General features: G+C 38.3%; 4 protein-coding genes. All 4 read right to left on the bottom strand.

Going from position 1 to position 3,403, the window contains the following annotated elements; translation table 11 throughout:
* The coding region (locus KO464_03355) for an ABC transporter substrate-binding protein (GenBank protein ID MCC7572407.1) at positions 1 to 866 on the bottom strand (866 nt) is incomplete at its 3' end.
* A 97-nt stretch (positions 867 to 963) separates the two neighbouring features.
* On the bottom strand, positions 964 to 1,872 hold the full coding sequence (locus KO464_03350; GenBank protein ID MCC7572406.1) for an ABC transporter ATP-binding protein: 909 nt from the start codon (positions 1,870 to 1,872) through the stop codon (positions 964 to 966).
* A 15-nt stretch (positions 1,873 to 1,887) separates the two neighbouring features.
* Positions 1,888 to 2,859 carry a tyrosine-type recombinase/integrase gene (locus tag KO464_03345; GenBank protein ID MCC7572405.1) on the bottom strand — a complete coding sequence of 324 codons (972 nt, stop codon included), beginning with the start codon at positions 2,857 to 2,859 and terminating at the stop codon, positions 1,888 to 1,890.
* A gap of 36 nt (positions 2,860 to 2,895) precedes the next feature.
* Positions 2,896 to 3,132, bottom strand: coding sequence for a hypothetical protein (locus tag KO464_03340; protein MCC7572404.1), 237 nt, complete (start codon positions 3,130 to 3,132; stop codon positions 2,896 to 2,898).
* Positions 3,133 to 3,403: the final 271 nt, after the last annotated feature.

Raw genomic sequence — 3,403 nt, 5'->3', positions numbered from 1 at the left:
TTTGGACTGATATAGACCCTACCATTTTTAACTGCATTTACTTCTGTCCATCGTTTATCATTTAGGATAGCATCTTTAAATGGAGCATCACGAACTATTATTATATCTGGATTCCACGTTACAACATCTTCTATAGAAACGTCCTTAAATCCTCCTTCTACACCGCCCTCTGCAGCAACATTAATTCCTCCTCCAATCTCCATCCATTCTTTCACCATTGTATTATTTCCCTCTGTATTCAAAGGTCCTGAAGCTGCATAGTAAACTTTGACCCTCTTCTCACGAGGTATATCAGCAGTTGCCGCTGTTATCATATTGATGTTTTGATCAAAATAGTTGCAATATTTCTCTGCCTTTGCTTTTGCATCTTCCGATCCAAGGATTTCTGCAGTTAGGCGAACATAAGATTTTAAATCATTAAAATCGACTGTATTAAGAACTATTATAGGGACACCTTTCTCTGCCAATTTCTCGAATGGTGCAAAAGAAGAAGTAAATACAACATCCGGCTTAATGGCTACAAGTTGTTCTTCATTGACAGTGCTTGACTCAAATGGAAGAGATGCATCTTTTAGACTCGGGACCATTTTCTGAAACCAAATATTATCTGTTACAGTTTTTCTGCTAGCTACAAGTCTATCTGCGGCACCAAGTAATAGTAGTACCTCGTTATGTGCTGGAAATTGTTCTGCAATTCGATTTATTTCTGTTGGTACTTCTACCGTTCTTCCAGTCATATCAACTACAGTTCTTGTTTTACTCGTGCTTGATTCTGTTCCTTGACTCGTGCAACCAGCAGCACATACTGCAACAGTCAGTACAGCAAGTAGAACAAGCATTTCCATTTTTTTATTTCTCATTTTCATAATTATTTAACCTCCGATATGTTCATCTAGGCATATCGCTAATACTATATAACCTTTTTGGCCAGATATCTCCATAATACATAATTTGACATCTCGTTTATTTCCTTATGTTGCGTAAAGGAACAATAGTGAACGGCTTGATTTTAGAATTATAGTTCATTTCAACTTCAATATTGTAAATATCTCGCATATTCTCTTTTGTGATAACTTCCTCAGGCTTTCCTATGGCAAAGATTTTTCCGGATTGAAGCAATACCAGCTTATCCGAATATCTGCTAGATAAATTAATGTCGTGGGATACCAGTACTACGACGAGTTTATTCTTTCTGGCTAGTTCTTTTGCCAGCTCTAGTATGTCCAACTGGTGATTTATGTCCAGATGTAATGTCGGCTCGTCCAATAGCAATATTTTAGGTTGTTGTGCTAAAGCCCTAGCTATGATAACTCTCTGCCTTTCTCCTCCGCTTATTTCATCTATTGGCCTCTCTGCTAGATGTTCTGTATTTGTAATTTCCATTGCTTCTTTTGCAATTCGTATATCGTCCAAGCTCTCCCTATTAATTTGCCCTAGATAAGGCGTCCTACCCATTAAAACTATATCAAACGCGGTGAACGGAAAGTTAATCGCTGAATTCTGAGGGACAACGCCTATGTTTCTGGCGATCTCTTTTCTATCTAGCTCGAATAGATTCCTGTTGTCAATGAGTATGACTCCTCCTTTTGGCTTAAGAGAGAGATTAATGCATTTAAGCAATGTTGATTTTCCAGTACCATTGGCCCTATTCTTCTTAGCAGCTATTTTGAAAAAGTCAGCCTTTAGCTTAGGATTTTGTTTTATCATTTCAAGCATCTCCATGAAAACCCTCATATCTTCAAGCATGTCTGGCTTTTCTTGTGCAAACTTGAAATAATCATTTCTAACTTCGCTGCCTGTTTTTTCTATGTTGAGTATCCTTTCTTCCTTTAGGGATGCCACAACGGTAACAGTATTCCGATGTAGGGCCACAATTCTTCTTACATCTTAGGCATATGACAGGTTGATTTCCCCCTCTTTTTTATCTCCTGTATCAAGACCATAAACCTTATTGTAAATGGCCTTGTCGATGTCCCTCCCGGAAAGGTGGACATAGACCTTGGGCATCTCAGATCCAAGCTGCCATCCCAGGTAATGGCACATTTCAGACTCAGTCAATTTTGAGGCTAGATGAGTTGCCCTGGTATGCCTTAGGATATGCGGTGTGACTTTTTTCTCAATTTTGGAGTTATTTATTGCTCTTTTTAGCATGTTCTTGTATGACTCATAGAAGAGCGGCTTCCCAAAGTTCTTGTTCCCAGTTCCAACAAAAAGCGATTCGTTGGGATGAACATTGGGGTGAATCTGAATCCAGTTTTTTATGTAGGGTTCGGCCATGACAAACGGCACCAATCTTTCGCCAGTTTTTCCCCTTACCTTCACCTTCCCGCCGTAGTCATTGAAGGTCAGGTCTTTGAAGGTGATTGATGCAAGCTCCCCTATCCTAAGGCCGCAGTCATATAGCAGAGCAATAGCCGCCTTGTCCCGAAGATTTGTCGCTGCCTCAATCAGCTTTAGTATCTCTTCCCTAGTTAGGACCTGTGGCTTTCTTGAGTGCTTTTTCTCGCCCTTCAGGGCTTTTAGTTCAGGCCAGTCTTCCCCCTTCAACCACTTGAAGAACTTCCTCAATGTCCTCCTGTACTCATTCTTGGATGAGTCAGATATGTCCTCAATCTCGACCTTTTCCATTACTTCGATTATGTCCTTGGAGCTCCATACTGCAAAGTCTTTGTCCTTATATTTCTGGCAGATAAGCCTCAAATCAATCATATAGCGGAGAGTCCTCAAGATGCCGATTCTGCTCGCAATTAGGTAGCTTTTGAACTCCCTAATTGTATTAATATTGGATTCAGTTATTTGTGAATTAATCAAACGTGCTTCTTCTTTTGAAAGCAAAACCTTTTCTTTGTAAATTCCCATAAATTGAGAATAGGCATTTGTGATATATACATTATCCTAACGCACTGGGAATAAATAAACGTGTCCTTCCCCAGTCTTTTTTTCAAAATTTAATATTATATCTCCGGGAGAAATCTTTTCCATTATTTTCCAAGATTTAATTTTATTTCCATTTTTTGAATTACTATAAACAGGACTCCAAAGACATGTTCCAAATTCCCATCCTTTTCCACCATGAATAGGGTTTGTGATCTCTACCCAAACTGATTGATTATTGTTTAATTTAGGAAGCATGCTTAGGATTTGATTTATTCATATTAAATCCTTTTTGGTAAATGATTATACTCTATCTGGATTAGGATCTGTCTTACTCTTAAATACCCTCCAGCTTAGAGTTAGCCGATTGGCTAGCATCTTCTTGAATTCTTCGTAATCAAAAATAGACTTAGTAATTAATTGCGCATAAGAGTAATTATGCGAAAAAGAATCTAAATGTCAATTTCAATAATTTTTGAGATAATTCCTTCTATCTCTTTTGCCGTTTCTAAACTGATCATGCCAATAC

The sequence above is a fragment of the Methanofastidiosum sp. genome, assembly GCA_020854815.1.
Classification (GTDB): Archaea; Methanobacteriota_B; Thermococci; order Methanofastidiosales; family Methanofastidiosaceae; genus Methanofastidiosum.
Note: the sequence above shows the minus strand (reverse complement) of the source record. Positions and strands in the feature narration are given on the sequence as shown.

Bases quoted from the DNA above. Each gene is read 5' to 3' on its own strand.
- KO464_03340 (MCC7572404.1), bottom strand. From the start codon at position 3,132: ATGCTTCCTAAATTAAACAATAATCAATCAGTTTGGGTAGAGATCACA.
- KO464_03345 (MCC7572405.1), bottom strand. From the start codon at position 2,859: ATGGGAATTTACAAAGAAAAGGTTTTGCTTTCAAAAGAAGAAGCACGT.